Below are 13,562 nucleotides of genomic sequence, written 5' to 3' on the forward strand. Positions count from 1 at the left end.
CACCCGCATTGTGGGCAGCGGGCAAGGAATTCGTCTCGGCAGCCGTCAGCCGCTCAGCGAAGACCGGGCCTACGCGGAGCAACGCACGCGAAGTATGTGCTTGCTTGGATGCACATCACGTTGGAGGTGATGCGGCTGTGTCCAGTCCACGGTTGTACCTCGACATGGTCAGTGGGGTGGCTGAGGCGATCATTCCGGTGTCCCAGGCACCGCCTTGGGAGGTGATCGTGTTGGGGACGGCGACGGGCGCGGTGTGGATGCTGGTGCTGCTGGCCCGGTTCGTCGTGGTGCAGACCGGCCCGGCGGTCTGGCTGGAGCAATTTTCCGCGGCCAGTGTCCAGCTGTTGAGGATCTGGTTGTCCGGGTGGTCCGACCGCTTGTTGGGGGCCGTGTCCGGAAGATCTCACCGATGAAGACTCGTCGCGTCGAACCGTTCCGCAAACCCCCGATCGTGCCCTCGGCCCGCGATGGCCGCACGCAGTTCCGGTTCCCGATGGTCGCAGTACTCGGTTATGGGGGCGGCGGTGATCGCGTGACGCGGCGCGCTGTCGCCGGTTTGCCCGTGCAACGGGCGTCGGCATCGGCAACCGTGTACGCACCCAGCACGCGTGGCACGACGTGCGGAAGCGGAGACCCGGCACGGCGGGTGGGCACGATGATCGCGAACTATCGGGTTGAAGCCGTGGTCTCGTCGGGAGGCATGGGCACGGTGTATCTGGCCCGTCATCCGAGCTTGCCTCGGCGCGACGCGCTGAAAATTCTCGATGGTCCCCTCGCGCGGGATCCCCGGTTTCGTGTTCGGTTCATGCGGGAGGCCGACCTGGCGGCCGGGCTGCATCACCCCAATATCGTCGCGGTTTACGATCGCGGGGACACGCCGGACGGTGCGTTGTGGATGGCGATGGAGTATGTGCGCGGCACGGACGCCGATGTCGAAACCGGTGCTGGGCGGATGCCGCCGGCGCGGGCCGAGCGCATCGTCGGCGAGGTGGCCATGGCCCTCGATCACCTGCATCGCCGCAACCTGCTCCATCGCGATGTCAAGCCGGCGAACATCCTGCTATCTCCTGGCCTGCCGGGGGAGCCCGAGCGGGTGGTGCTGGCCGACTTCGGCATCGCCCGCAGCTGCGATGACCACTATGGGCTGACCCGCACCGGCGACGTGATCACGACGGTGGCCTATGCCTCGCCGGAACTTCTGCAGGGCTGGCCTCTCGACGCGCGCACCGACATCTACTCCCTGGGATGCACACTGTTCCACCTGCTCACCGGTCATGCCCCATTCAGCGACCGACCCGGATTGGCCGCGGTGATGATGGCTCACATCCAGCACCCCGCGCCCCGGCTCAGCGACTACGTGGCCGGGCTGCCGGCCGCACTCGACGGCGTCGTCGCCACCGCAATGGCCAAGGACCCCGGTGACCGCTACCACACTGCGGGCGAATTCGCCCGCGCGGTACGCGCTACTCTGTCGATCGGCTGCGCCCCGCGTCTGCGGTTTGCGAATCCCCCTTCCCTCCACGTCGATTCAGCCGCACCACGCCAATCCGAGGCGACGCAGGCCGCCGGGCCGGGGTTGCTCGCGCGTGTCCCACGGGCTAGCCGTCCCGGCAGATTCGCCATAAGGGCACGGGCTGGCAAGGCGGCGGTGCTGATAGCGGTGATCGCTGTGTTGCTGTGTTCTCTCGGATTCGTGATGGCTAATCGTCATCACGCCACCGCTCAGCGCACGTCATATCCTGCACAGGCGCCGGCCGCGATGCTCGATGCGCGGGGCCATCACGCACACGCTGGTGCTGCTCCTTGTCCGTGGGCAGCATGCCCATCAGGTTGCCCGGCGGATCCGCGGTAACCGGCGAAGCTGCCAAGATCGCGGCCACGAAGGTGCCCGCAACGACGCACTATGCACTATGCGCCAGGCATGGAGCTCACGTTCGATCCGTGAAGGCTTCTCGCCCTAGGGACTTCTTCCCCCGCCTTGTGGGCCGTAATGCCCTAACCCAACAAGACGACGGGCGCAATTCTGAAACCCCTGACGTTTCTCTCGTGAGGAGTCGCTGACGTCTTTCAAACCCGTTGCCCGGCTAGCGTTGGCAACAGTTCTGCTCTGCCCGATCGCCGGCGTCTTAGCCACGCCAGCGGCGGCCGAGTCGCCGACAACACCCTGCGTAAGCGGGGAGACCGCCGAGCTGACAACCGGAGATCTGGGCACCCTGCCCCTGCAGCGACAGGACGCGCCCACAACGAGCTGTAACAGCGAAAAGCAGGCCTGCATGTCGGCCAACGTGCAAATAGGCATCTACGGAGAGAGGTATGTGCCGCCTGACGCTGCCGCGATGTGCTGGGAGGCCTACCGGGCCTGCATTGCCAACTAATCCGACGACGGAGGATCCGGATAGTTCCGCATCACTCGCTGAGGATCGGCATCCGGCACGTGCACTCCCATCCTGGATAGCGGAGTTCAGGCCAACGACGCCGAACTTCGAAGCGCGGCGCGGTGCCATCGGTCGATCGGGGTCAATGCCGCCTCGGAGGTGGTGTTGACCCCCATCGGTCGGCGGCCCTGTGCGAGCGTGCGTGGGACGAACGCACTACCGTAGCCGCTCCCTAGACAACGGCGGGTTTGGCGGGGCCGGAGTAGACCTCGAAGAACCGGGCCGTCATCTCGGCCGGGATGGCGAGGTTGGCGGCGTGATCGGTCCGCACACACACCAGACTCGGGCCACCGTGCTCGCGAGAACGCCGCAGGGCGCCGTCGAGGTCCTCGATCCGATCCACGTATTCGCCGTGGCAGCCGAGTCCCTGCGCGACGATGTCCCACCGGATCTCGCCCTGCGCGGTGCCGAATGTCGTGCCGTACAACTGCAGTTCGTTCAGCTCCTCCATCGTCCATGAGCCCTCGGCGAACACCACCACGGTGACGTCGATGCCCTCACGGGCGGCGGTCTGCAACTCCATGATGTTGAATCCGGCTGCCCCGTCGCCGGTGACGCATACGACCTCGCGTTCGGGCGCGCCCAGTTTGGCGCCGATCGCCGACGGGATCCCGGTGCCGAGCATCCCGAGCTCGAGGATCGAGTGATAGGACCGCGGCCGTGTCGGGGGCAGTACGTTGTAGGCCCACAGCGACGTGTTGCCGCCGTCGACGGTGTACACCGCATCCGGACCGAACGCGGCGCCGATCACCCCGGCCGCGTGCGCGGGATGGATGCCTGGGCCCTGCCATTCAAGTATCGGGGCAGCGAGTTGCATCCTGACCTGCTCGTCGAGCCGGCGGTAGCGGGCCAGGTCGGCGCCGTCGCGGTGGCCGAGATCCGTCGCACGCAGCCGCGCGGCAATGCCGTCGAGCGCGACTCGCGCGTCGCCCAGAATGCCCAGGTGCAGCGGCCGGGTGACGCCGAAATGCCTTGGGTCGATGTCGATCTGGATCAGCCGCTTGCCCGCCGGGTCGCCCCAGTAGCTGTCGTAGGGGACGTCGAGGTTTCCCATCCGGGAGCCGGCCACCAGCAACACATCGGCCTCGCTGCGCGCGAGGTCGCCGGCCGGGCCGAACCCGAACACGTAGTTGGGATGATCGGCCGGGACGCACGCGCGCCCGGCCATCGAGCCGATGGCGGGGCAGCCGAGCAGCTCGGCGATATCCAGCAGACCACCGCGTGCGTCGGCGCGATCGACGCCTTGGCCCGCAATCACCACTGGGCGTTGGGCGGCCGCCAGCAGTGTCGCGGCTTCGTCGAGCTGACGGTCCGACGGCTGCGGCGGCCCGACGCGGTAGCTGGCGGGCGGCCACACCGGCGCCGTCTGCGGATCGCCGGTCTCATACAGAATCGGTGCCGGCAGCTCGACGTGGACCGGACCCGGCCGTCCGTTGTGCATCTCGCGGAACGCCAGCCGAAGTACCTCGGGTATGCGTGCCCATTCGAAGATCGGGCCGCCCCATTTGACGGCGGGCCGGAAAAGGTCGAGTTGGTCTTGGCCCTGGAAGGTCGACGGCGGTGAGGGATAGACGATCCCGAGCCGGTGCTGGGAGGTGATGGCCAGCACCGGAACACCTTCGTGCAGTGCGGTGACCACCCCCGGCAGCAGGTTCGCCGAGCCGGGGCCGGGATTGCCCAGCACAGCCGCAACCTTGCCCGTCGTCTTGTACAGGCCCTCGGCCATGTGCACGCCGGCCGCTTCGTGGCGCACCGGCACCAGCCGGATACCGTACGCCTTCAATTGCGCGAACAGCGGATCGATCTCGGGGGACGGCAGCCCGAAGAGGAACTCGATCCCCTCAGCCTGAAGCGAACGGGCGAAGAGCTCGCCACCGGTCATCTCGGTCATCTCAACCTCCCAAGCGTGAGTCGCCTACCCATGGATCGCATCACCGGTGCACCCGATAGCAGAAGAGGCTGAAGTCCCCTACCTGGAGTTGCGCCGAATCCACGGTCGGCCGTTGGCGCCCGCGCGGCGATTCGGGACGTTGGTTCCTACCGATCGGTTCAACCGGTCACCACGATTGCCGCTACGGCGTGCGGCCAGCAGAAGCTCAACACCTGCAGAAAGGGAATTCCATGACCGACGATCATGCGCTGGTGCTGGTGGCCGGCTACCCCGACCTCGCCGCCGCGCGCGGCGATTTCGACACCCTGACCGAGATGGTGAAGAACGGGACGCTGGAGTTGACCGGCGCCGTGCTGGTCGGCAAGGACACCGACGGTAAACCTGTGCTGATCGACACCGGTAACCGCCTGGGCCGCCGGGGGGCGGCCTGGGGTGTGGGAGTGGGTCTGGCGGTCGGGTTGTTCGCGCCGGCATTGCTGGCGTCGGCAGCGGTCGGTGCCGCAGCCGGTGCCTTGGCGGGCACGTTCGCCGACTACCGCCTCAAGACCGGTCTCGGCGACAAGATCGGCCGGGCATTGTCGGCCGGCACGGCAGTCGTGATCGCCGTGGTGCCTGCAGGCAGCCGGCTCGCCGTCGAGCAGGCGCTGGATTCGTCGCCGATGAAATCGGTTGCGGAACTCGATAAGTCGACGCTTCGCGGGCTGAAGTCGGCGTTGGCCGAGGCGATGGGCAAGTTCAACCCGGACCGCACCCGGCTGCCGCTGCCGGACCGCAAATTCGGTGGCGTGATGGGCCGCACGATGGGAGAGTCGTTGGGCGACTGGACGATCGTTACGGGACCCAAGGCGCCGGAGGGCGCGCCCAACGTTCTGATCGTGCTGATCGACGACGCGGGATTCGGCGGCCCGGACACCTTCGGCGGCGCGATCCGCACCCCGACGTTGACCCGCGTTGCGCAGAATAGCTTGACCTACAACAGCTTCCATGTCACAGCCGTGTGCTCGCCAACCCGGGCGGCGCTGTTGACCGGACGCAACCACCACCGCGTCGGCTTCGGGTCGATCGCGGAGTATCCGGGTCCGTTCCCGGGCTACTCGTCGGTCAAGCCGCGCAGCTGTGCCGCGTTGCCGCGGATACTGCGTGACAACGGCTATGCCACCGGCGGTTTCGGCAAGTGGCATCTGACCCCGGACAGCGTCCAGGGCGCCGCGGGCCCGTTCGACAATTGGCCGCTGGGTTGGGGATTCGACCACTACTGAGGCTTTCTGTCCGGGGCCGCCGGCCAGTACGACCCGATCATCACCCAGGACAACACGGTGCTCGGAGTACCGCAGGGATCGGCATGCGGGGACGGCAAGCCGTATTACTTCCACGACGACCTCACCGACAAGGCCGTCGAGTGGCTGCACGCAGTGCGGGCACAAGACACCGACAAACCCTGGATGATGTATTGCTCCACCGGGGCCACCCATGCCCCTCATCACGTCGCCAAGGCATGGGCCGACACATACCAGGGTGCGTTCGACGACGGCTGGGACGCCTACCGGCAGCAGACCCTGGAGCGGTAGATAGAGCTCGGCATCGTGCCGCCGGACACCGAATTGACCCAGCGGCCAAGCCTTTTCCCTGCCTGGGACAGCTTGTCGGACAGCCAGAAAAAGCTCTACGCCCGCCAGATGGAGGTGTTCGCCGGCTTCTCCGAGAATGCCGACTGGAACGTGGGACGGCTGCTCGATGCCGTCGAAGACCTGGGCGAGTTGGACAACACGCTGGTCTTCTACATCTGGGGCGACAACGGCGCCAGCATGGAGGGCACCATCACCGGGTCGTTCAACGAGATGACGTTTCTGAACGGCCTCGTCCTCGACGCCGACCACCAGCTGCGGCTGATCGAACAGTACGGCGGACTCGAAGCGCTCGGTGACGAGCACACCGCCCCGCACTTCGCCTCGGCCTGGGCGCACGCCAACAACACACCGTTCCAATGGGGCAAGCAGATGGCCCGCCATCTCGGCGGAGCGCGGGATCCGATGGTGGTGGCCTGGCCCGGACGGATCAAGCCGGACAAGCGAATTCGCGACCAGTTCACCCACTGCATCGACATCACACCGACGGTGCTGGAGGCGGTCGGCCTGCCCGAGCCGACCAGCGTCGACGGCATCGACCAGGAACCGATGGACGGCACCAGCTTCCTGCACACCTTCGACGACGCCGCCGCCGACGAGCGCCACAGCATGCAGTACTTCGAAATGTTCGGCAGCCGGGCGATATACCAGGACGGCTGGTGGGCGTGCACCCGCCTGGACAAGGCGCCGTGGGACTTCTCCCCGCAAACCCTGCAACGCTTCGCGCCCGGAAGCTACGACCCCGACAACGACGTCTGGGAGCTGTACTATCTGCCCGACGACTTCTCGCAGGCCCACAACCTCGCCGCGCAGCATCCCGACAAGGTCGCCGAACTCACCCGGCTGTGGTGGCGGGAAGCCGAACGCAACCGGGTGCTGCCGCTGCTGGGCGGCTTGGCGGTGGTCTTCGGCCAGCTGCCGCCGATGCCCACCGTCACGCGGTTCTCGTACAAGGGCGACGTGCACAACATTCAGCGCGGCATGATTCCGCGCATCTACGGCCGGTCCTACGCCATCGAAGCCCGCCTACACGTGCCCGACAGCGGTGCCGAGGGCGTCGTCGTGGCCAACGCCGGCTTCATCGGCGGGTTCGGTCTCTGGGTCGACGAGCAGCGGCTGCTGCACCATACCTACTCCATGCTCGGCGTCGATACCTACCGGCAGGTCTCCACCAAGCCGATCCCCACCGGCGACGTGACGGTCAAGGTGCTCTTCGAGTCCACCCAGCCCGTCCCCGGATCCGGCGGTCGCGTCACGCTGTGGGCCGACGACGAGTTGATCGGCGAAGGCGACATGCCGCAAACCGTGCCGTTGGCGTTCTCCTCCTACGCCGGGATGGACATCGGCTGCGACAACGGCCTGGTGGTGGACCGCGCCTACGAGGACAAGGCGCCGTACCCGTTCACCGGCACCATCCGCGAGGTGGTGTTCGACCTGCAGCCCGCGCACGAGGAAGCCGAGATAGCGCTGCACGAGCACGCGGCGGTCCAAGCCGTCGGCCAGGGCGCCGCGGGGTGAAGGCAGGAACACCGGTCACGCAGGTCGATAATCCCACGACGCGTGCGACGTCCAGAGCTAGATTGGACTACCAGCTCGGCCGCAGAGCAGCGTCCACGGTCGGGTACACAGGCAATAAGTCGTTGAACCCGCAGGCCGCCACGATTCGGGCGACGGTCGATTGCGGAGTCACCAGGCGTAGCTCGGCGCCGCGGCGACGACACCGATCGGCCTCGTCGGCCAACACGGCGTAGGCGCAACAGCCCATGAAATCCAGGCCGGTGACGTCGACGACGAACAACCCCGACCTGGGGACGCTGGTGGCCGTCTCAGTGATCAGCTGGCGCCAGGTGTGCTCGTTGCAGGCATCGACCTCGCCGCCCGCGTGTATCAACACCGCCGCTCCGTTGCGGTCGGTGGTCGCCCGCAAGGTGCTCCGCGGGTCGCCCAACTCGCTGACAAGCCGCGTGCTGAGCATCAGGTGTGGGGTGATCGGTTCTGCTGTAACCACGCTCATGGCGCACTCCTAATCGACTGGCGCCGCAGCGCCGCGATGGATGCCCGTCCTGCGTGTCTGAAGACAGACTTCGTCGTTAGGTCTCATTTGTATAACGAGACAGGTCGGTCTGTCTACATCTGGGGTCTGAGAGTATGGTTAGGGTTTGCTATGGCCGTACCGGAGTTCGCCACGCCGGCTGCACCGGCTCGTGAGCGCATACTGGGGGCCGCCTACGAATTGTTCAGCCGGCGCGGTATCCGGGCAGTAGGCACCGACGAGGTGATCGAGCGGGCGGGTGTGGCCCGGGCCACGCTCTACCGGCATTTCGCGACCAAGAACGACTTGGTGCTGGCGGTGCTGCAGCGGCGCGAGGAACTCTGGACGCACGGTCTGATCGAGGCCCGCTCGCGCGAGCTGGGCAGTACCCCCGAGGATCAATTGCTGGCGATCTTCGACGTCCTTCACGATTGGTTCCAAAGTCGCGACGGGTATGAAGGCTGCTCGTTTATCAATGTGCTGCTCGAGTTGGGGCGTGATCATCCCGTCGGGCAGGCTTGCCTCGCCCATATCGACCATGTGCGTGACATCGTGCGGCAACGCGCGGTGGTAGCCGGCCTCCTCGACGTGGAGGATTTCGCCTGGTCGTGGCACATCCTCATGAAGGGCGCCATCATCATGGCGGCCATCGGAGACGCCGAGGCGGCTCACCGTGCGCAACAGATGGCGCGCGTTCTCATCGAACAGCATCGTCGCCAATCCGAAGCGGCCGGTTAGCGTTAGCCGGCTGTCGGCCTGGCAAACAATTGTCTAACGCAATCATTGCATTAACAAATAGTTTTACTTACTTCTAGTAAGTGCGAAGCGACTGAGTTGTGCACCGGACACGACAGCGACGGGCATGCGGGCGACGGGCATGCGGGTGCTATCTCACGCGCGAAGACCCCGCCCTGGCGAACGATGCGCCGGCGCCCAATAAGCGAAGAATGAGGAAACCACATGGCTAGTGTGGGTGTCGGCCGGGAATCTCGGTCAGGAGCGGGATCGTCGTCTCATACGGTGACAATCGTTATTCCCGCCTACAACGAAGAACGCTTTATTGCCAAGTGCCTGGCGCATCCATTCGTCAAACATCGCCCGCCAGATGAGATCATTGTGGTCGACAATAGATCGACCGACGGCAACGGCTCGTCGCCTAGCGCCGGCCCGCCCGTTGGGCGGGATGTTGATCAGGCCGCCGTGTCCGCCTTGCGATAGTGCTCCTGCTCGAGTTCGGCGATCGCCCGCGACGTGCGCTCGCGCAGCAGGATTGCCGCGATGATCCCGACCACGATGGCGACGACCAGCGCAACCCAGGAGAAGCGCTGCATCCAGCGTTCCGCCGCCATCCCGGCGTAGTAGACCAGCGCGGTGGTGCCACCCGCCCAACAGATGGCACCCGACACATTGGCGGCCAGAAATCGTGGGTAGTGCATTTTCAAGGCGCCGGCGAGCGGCCCGGCCAAGATCCGCAGCAGCGCGATAAAGCGACCGAAGAACACCGCGCGAACTCCCCAGCGGTTGAACAGCCGCTCGGCGAGCGCGACATGTCCAGGGCCGAAGTGTCTCGGAAATCGCCGGCCAAGCCGGTCGAACAGCGGCATGCCGAATCGGCGGCCGATCGAGTAACCGATCGAATCACCAACTACCGCGCCGATTACGGCGGCAACGCCAACACCGACGGGGTTGACGGCCAGATCGTGATGTGACGACATCAGCGCCGCGCTGACCAACACGATCTCCCCGGGAAGGGGAATACCTAGACTCTCGACTCCGACCACGCCGCCGACTACCAGGTAGACGGCAAGCGGCGGGATCGAGTGCAGCAGCGCTTCCACATCCATTGCTAAAGGATGCCTGACGCATGCTCACCGCGCCGCGTAACGAGGCTTGTGACCGGGCGGCACGGTATTTGCCGTCACATCTGCCAGGACTGCGCGGGCGCCGTCGACGCCCCTCGTCGGGGATGCCATCGGAGCGCATCGGTTAGCTCGCGGGTTACGATCCTCCGAAGCAGAACCCGGCAAAGGCTGAGAGGAATTTCTGCTGCAACCCGCAACCAGGTTGGAAATCCCCTGGCGGCCGCCGTGGGGAGGACGTCGGACTGTCACCCCGATGGCGTATATTCGGCCGTCACATCGCCAGGAGGCCGTTAGTGGAATTCAATATCGCTCAGGTGTTCTCGGCGGTGGCGGCGGCCAATCCGGATCGCGACTGCATCGTGTTTGGGGACCGGCGATTCACCTTCGCGCAGACTGACGAACGCGCCCGGCGTTTCGCCCGCGCCTTACACCGGTGGGGGCTTGGCGTTCGTCGGGAACGCTCCGAATTGGCACCCTACGAATCGGGACAAAGCCACCTCGGTTTGTACATGGCGAACTGTAACGAGTCCCTCGAGGCGATGATCGGGGCTTACAAAGCCCGGGTCGCCCCGTTCAACGTCAACTACCGCTATGTTGCCGACGAACTGGTGTATCTGCTCGGCAATGCCACGGCCGACGCCGTCATGTACCACGCACGATTCGGCCCGACGCTGGCTGAGGCCTTGGAGAGATACGACAGCCGCCCGCGCCTGATCCATGTCGACGACCATTCGGGAAACGATCCGTTGCCGGGGGCGGTGCGCTACGAGGAACTGCTGGCGTCGATGTCCGACGAGCCACTCGACGTGACCCCATCGCCCGACGACCTTTATGTGCTCTACACCGGTGGCACCACCGGAATGCCCAAGGCGGTGCTGTGGCGTCAGCACGATATCTACATGAACGCCATGGGCGGTCGCGCTTTCGGCACCGGCGAGATGGCCACCAGTCTGGAGGAGATCGTCGAGCGGTCACGTCCGGACGGACCGGGTTCGATGACCGCGGCGCCGCTCATGCACGGCGCGGCGCAGTGGGCGGCATTCATCAACTTGTGCGGCGGACGGACGTTTGTCATGGCGCCGACGACTAGCCACTTCGACCCTGCCGAGTTGTGGGCGCTGGCCAGCCGGGAACAGGTGGTATCGCTGTCAATTGTCGGCGACGCCTTCGGCCGGCCGTTGGTCGACGAACTCGAGTCTGGCGATTACGACCTGTCCGGGCTACTGATTCTGGTCACCGGCGGTGCGGCCCTCAGCGCACCGATCAAGCAGCGCTTCGTGGAATTGCTGCCGCAACTGGCGATCCTGGACGCAGGCGGGTCCTCGGAGTCGGGGTCTCAGATGGGCCAGGTGTCCACTCGCCTGCAGGGTGGTTCTGGCCGGTTCGCTCCGAACCCAGGCGCGGTGGTGGTCAGCGAAGACATGACCCGGATCCTGTCACCCGGGGACGAGGAAATCGGCTGGTTGGCTCAGCAGGGTCTGATTCCGCTCGGGTACCTCGGCGACCCGGAGAAGACCGCGCGAACGTTTCCCGTCATCGAAGGGATTCGCCATTCGGTTCCCGGTGACCGGGCCCGCTGGGCCGCCGATGGCGGAATCGAGCTGCTCGGCCGCGATTCGGTCACCATCAACTCCGGCGGGGAGAAAATCTTTGCCGAGGAAGTCGAGGCCGCGATCGCCCAGCACCCGGCCGTGTACGACGTCGTGGTGACGGGTCGTCCCAGTGTCCGGTGGGGAAGCGAAGTCGTCGCGATCGTCCAATTGGCACAGGGCCGGCATGCCGGCCCGGACGGCATCATCGCCGAGGCCGCGCGCCACATTGCGCGCTACAAACTTCCGAAGGAAATTGTCTTCCGCAGCCGGGTGCAACGTTCACCGTCGGGTAAGGCCGATTATCGCTGGGCGAAAGATCAAGTTAAACAAAAGCTTTGATTAGCCGGGCTCAAGACAGAAAGCGTTTATGTAACAGGTTGAAGGCGGTGGGCTCGCGGCAGGCCCGGTAGCGCTCGTGCAGATCCCGGGCCAGCACCTGGACCGCGGTGGCCGTGGTGTCCAGTTCGAAGTCGTACTCGGCATCGGCATGTGCGGCGCGGGCGCTGCCACGGTTCCAGCCGGGGTAGCGGTTGCCGCGTTCTTGCTCCCGGCGAGCGCCCTCTTCGTCGGAGACATGGACTCCCACCATCCAGACCGTGTAGCCCTCGAAAATCCGGAGGGCGTCCACCAGCCACTCCCGCTTCCAGATCACCTCGTCGGCGATCACGTTCATGCCGTTGTCCAGGTAGGCCCGGATGGCGTGGTAGCGGGCATGCATGGCCTGATCCAACAGGGGACCAGGATGCACGGTGAACCAGTCGAGGCCGTCGTCTTCGACCACGCTGTCCCAGGTGTAGTACTCGGGCCGCACTCGATCGAGGTCCAGTTGGGCGGGAGGCAGTGCAAACCAGAACAGGTCGATCCCCAGGTGCATCCAGCATTCGGCGGCCAAGTCTTGGAACGCCATAGCGAGTGACGTCTTTCCCGCGCTGGATCCGCCGTTGAGGATGATGAGCTTGCCCTGTGCCGTTTCAGTCAAAGCAGCCATAGCCGATTGAGGGTACCGCCAGGTTCGGGTTATTGCCCGTCAAAATGGTGGATCGTCGGGCAATGGGGGTACCGGCGGTGGCCGCCAGTCCGGTGGGAGTTCCTCGGATTCGCGGGGATCATTCACCCAGGTGCAAAACGGGCTGGTGCTCGGTTCACCCTTGAAGAGAAACAGCATGTCGCGCATGTGGTTTCGAAATTTGCGGGCTTCGATCTCTGCTTTCCGCGCCCGGCGCATCTCTTGTTCGGCGGCGTTGGCGCGGCGCTGAACGTGGTTGCGGTTGCGGGCTCGCGCGATCCGCGCGGCGCGTTCGTCGGCCCGCGTCCGGGATCGCCGTGGCGCCGGGTTGGAGATCAACTCGGCGCCCGCGGGTACCGTTCGATATGTCTTGCCGGTCGGCGATGTCCAGATCACGATGCCGTCGGGCATTCATCTGAGATACCGCCTGCGAGGGTCTGAACGTCGGAGTCGGAGTGGCATTAGTGAACAGGATTGGGATGCTAACTCAGCCTGACCTTTGCGCCGTCCGAAAATGCGGAATCGTGCAATTCAATCGTGGCGATCGTCGTCCCTGTAGGGACGTCGAACGGAACCTTCACGTTGAGGTCGAACCCGGGATTCAGGTTGATGACCATGGAGTCCGTTGAAATAGCCATCGAGTCAGCCGCGAACTGTCGCCCGGCGGTGTCGTATAGCTTTTGGTTTGACGAGAAGAAGTCTTGCGGTTGGGCACCCGTGTTCTTCACAGTCATCGTGACAATCACGAACTCGCCTCGCGCTTGCGTCGTGCCCACAGAGGGTGCCCTCGTCACGCCGGTGACGGTGAATGCGAACTTGCCATCACGGACTTCTTGACCGATACCGGGCATTGTCGAAGACGGCGCGGACGCCGCAGCCCGTTCGCTTGATCGACGCTCACTACTCGAATGCACGGCCGAGCCGATAACCCCGACGACTGCGAAGCAACCACCAAAGAACAGCACAACGACGCCGAGCAGGACCCACGGCCACACCTTGCGCTTCTTTGGCGGTGGTTGGTAGTAGCCGGGCGGCGGGCCATAGTAGCCGCCAGGCGGCGGGGGCGGCGTTGGCGGCAACGGCGGTGGCTGGTCTTCCGGCATCCTCAGTCCTCCTCGG

The 13,562-nt window shown here is 65.4% G+C and carries 10 protein-coding genes and 2 pseudogenes; 6 read left to right on the forward strand and 6 right to left on the reverse strand.

Annotation, left to right across the window (positions count from 1 at the left end; translation table 11 throughout):
• The first annotated feature begins 137 nt into the window (after positions 1–137).
• Together EET10_RS10645 and EET10_RS10650 are read left to right on the forward strand one after the other, a co-directional pair.
• Positions 138–413, forward strand: coding sequence for a hypothetical protein (locus EET10_RS10645; protein WP_129111899.1), 276 nt, complete (start codon positions 138–140; stop codon positions 411–413).
• Positions 410–1,852, forward strand: a complete 1,443-nt coding sequence (locus tag EET10_RS10650) for a serine/threonine-protein kinase (RefSeq protein WP_051490545.1) — start codon at positions 410–412, stop codon at positions 1,850–1,852. Before EET10_RS10645 ends, EET10_RS10650 begins: the two co-directional genes overlap by 4 nt.
• Positions 1,853–2,607: 755 nt before the next feature.
• Here EET10_RS10650 and EET10_RS10660 read toward each other — a convergent pair.
• A complete protein-coding gene (locus EET10_RS10660; protein ID WP_036403640.1) occupies positions 2,608–4,326 on the reverse strand; it encodes a thiamine pyrophosphate-binding protein in 1,719 nt (572 codons plus the stop codon).
• A 230-nt stretch (positions 4,327–4,556) separates the two neighbouring features.
• Between EET10_RS10660 and EET10_RS10665 the strand changes: the two are divergent.
• A pseudogene (locus EET10_RS10665) lies at positions 4,557–7,469 on the forward strand (sulfatase-like hydrolase/transferase).
• A gap of 67 nt (positions 7,470–7,536) precedes the next feature.
• Here the strand turns inward: EET10_RS10665 and EET10_RS10670 are convergent.
• On the reverse strand, positions 7,537–7,965 hold the full coding sequence (locus EET10_RS10670; RefSeq protein ID WP_036403638.1) for an anti-sigma factor antagonist: 429 nt from the start codon (positions 7,963–7,965) through the stop codon (positions 7,537–7,539).
• Between the two features lie 150 nt (positions 7,966–8,115).
• Here EET10_RS10670 and EET10_RS10675 point away from each other — a divergent pair, with 150 nt between their 5' ends.
• Positions 8,116–8,721, forward strand: a complete 606-nt coding sequence (locus EET10_RS10675) for a TetR/AcrR family transcriptional regulator (protein WP_036403636.1) — start codon at positions 8,116–8,118, stop codon at positions 8,719–8,721.
• A 222-nt stretch (positions 8,722–8,943) separates the two neighbouring features.
• Positions 8,944–9,201, forward strand: a complete 258-nt coding sequence (locus EET10_RS10680; RefSeq protein WP_082273266.1) for a glycosyltransferase family 2 protein — start codon at positions 8,944–8,946, stop codon at positions 9,199–9,201.
• Here the strand turns inward: EET10_RS10680 and EET10_RS10685 are convergent.
• Positions 9,174–9,827, reverse strand: coding sequence for a DedA family protein (locus EET10_RS10685; RefSeq protein ID WP_036403634.1), 654 nt, complete (start codon positions 9,825–9,827; stop codon positions 9,174–9,176). The genes EET10_RS10680 and EET10_RS10685 overlap by 28 nt on opposite strands.
• Before the next feature lie 311 nt (positions 9,828–10,138).
• Between EET10_RS10685 and EET10_RS10690 the strand changes: the two genes are divergently transcribed.
• Positions 10,139–11,776, forward strand: a complete 1,638-nt coding sequence (locus EET10_RS10690; protein ID WP_122502134.1) for an acyl-CoA synthetase — start codon at positions 10,139–10,141, stop codon at positions 11,774–11,776.
• Between the two features lie 10 nt (positions 11,777–11,786).
• Here the strand turns inward: EET10_RS10690 and EET10_RS10695 are convergent, their stop codons facing one another.
• The 3 genes and pseudogenes from EET10_RS10695 to EET10_RS10705 all read right to left on the reverse strand — a co-directional run bounded on the left by EET10_RS10695 (position 11,787) and on the right by EET10_RS10705 (position 13,546).
• Entirely contained in the window at positions 11,787–12,425 is a 639-nt protein-coding gene (locus EET10_RS10695; RefSeq protein ID WP_082273265.1) for a phosphotransferase-like protein, read from the reverse strand.
• A 39-nt stretch (positions 12,426–12,464) separates the two neighbouring features.
• Positions 12,465–12,854, reverse strand: a pseudogene (locus EET10_RS10700) (HNH endonuclease signature motif containing protein); the annotation flags it as partial.
• Positions 12,855–12,925: 71 nt separating this feature from the next.
• Positions 12,926–13,546 (reverse strand): DUF4352 domain-containing protein, encoded by a 621-nt coding sequence (locus EET10_RS10705; RefSeq protein WP_081260808.1) that lies wholly within the window; start codon positions 13,544–13,546, stop codon positions 12,926–12,928.
• Positions 13,547–13,562: the final 16 nt, after the last annotated feature.

The organism is Mycobacterium pseudokansasii, assembly GCF_900566075.1.
In the GTDB taxonomy this organism is placed as follows: domain Bacteria; phylum Actinomycetota; class Actinomycetes; order Mycobacteriales; family Mycobacteriaceae; genus Mycobacterium; species Mycobacterium pseudokansasii.

Excerpts from the sequence above, each read along its gene's own strand:
- EET10_RS10650 (WP_051490545.1), top strand. The coding sequence starts at position 410 with ATGAAGACTCGTCGCGTCGAACCGTTCCGCAAACCCCCGATCGTGCCC.
- EET10_RS10660 (WP_036403640.1), bottom strand. The coding sequence starts at position 4,326 with ATGACCGAGATGACCGGTGGCGAGCTCTTCGCCCGTTCGCTTCAGGCT.
- EET10_RS10670 (WP_036403638.1), bottom strand. The coding sequence starts at position 7,965 with ATGAGCGTGGTTACAGCAGAACCGATCACCCCACACCTGATGCTCAGC.
- EET10_RS10675 (WP_036403636.1), top strand. The coding sequence starts at position 8,116 with ATGGCCGTACCGGAGTTCGCCACGCCGGCTGCACCGGCTCGTGAGCGC.
- EET10_RS10680 (WP_082273266.1), top strand. The coding sequence starts at position 8,944 with ATGGCTAGTGTGGGTGTCGGCCGGGAATCTCGGTCAGGAGCGGGATCG.
- EET10_RS10685 (WP_036403634.1), bottom strand. The coding sequence starts at position 9,827 with ATGGATGTGGAAGCGCTGCTGCACTCGATCCCGCCGCTTGCCGTCTAC.
- EET10_RS10695 (WP_082273265.1), bottom strand. The coding sequence starts at position 12,425 with ATGGCTGCTTTGACTGAAACGGCACAGGGCAAGCTCATCATCCTCAAC.
- EET10_RS10705 (WP_081260808.1), bottom strand. The coding sequence starts at position 13,546 with ATGCCGGAAGACCAGCCACCGCCGTTGCCGCCAACGCCGCCCCCGCCG.